Annotated in this window: 1 protein-coding gene; it reads left to right on the top strand. The window is 62.9% G+C overall.

Annotation, left to right across the window (positions count from 1 at the left end):
- Window positions 1–421 (top strand): UbiA family prenyltransferase (locus tag AB3U87_RS22320; protein ID WP_394150618.1); only part of this gene is annotated, 421 nt, incomplete at both ends.

The raw sequence follows: 421 nt of genomic DNA, 5'->3' as shown, positions 1-421 counted from the left end.
GATCGGTCTGTCGCCTCGTATCTCCGAGGCGGGCGTCGCTGATTACATCGCGCTGCTGAAGCCGCGCGTGATGTCACTGGTGGTGTTCACTGCGCTGGTCGGCCTCGTCATCGCGCCCGGTCATTTCCATCCTGTGCTCGCGATCACGTCGATCCTTTGCATCGCCGTCGGCGGTGGTGCGGCGGGTGCGCTGAACATGTGTTACGAACACGACAGCGACGCCCTGATGTCGCGCACTGCCAACCGTCCAAGTCCGCGCGGGCGCATCCTGCCGGGTGAGGCGCTGGCGTTTGGCCTGACGCTGGCATTCTTCTCGGTGATGACGCTCGGCATTCTGGTGAACTGGCTGGCCGGAGCGCTGCTGGCTTTCACGATTTTCTTCTACGTCGTCATCTACACGATGTGGCTGAAGCGCTGGACC

Origin of the sequence: Erwinia plantamica, assembly GCF_043420595.1 — a bacterium.
Lineage (GTDB): Bacteria > Pseudomonadota > Gammaproteobacteria > Enterobacterales > Enterobacteriaceae > Erwinia > Erwinia aeris.
The sequence above is the reverse complement of the archived record's forward strand: the minus strand, read 5'-3'. Positions and strand labels throughout refer to the sequence as shown.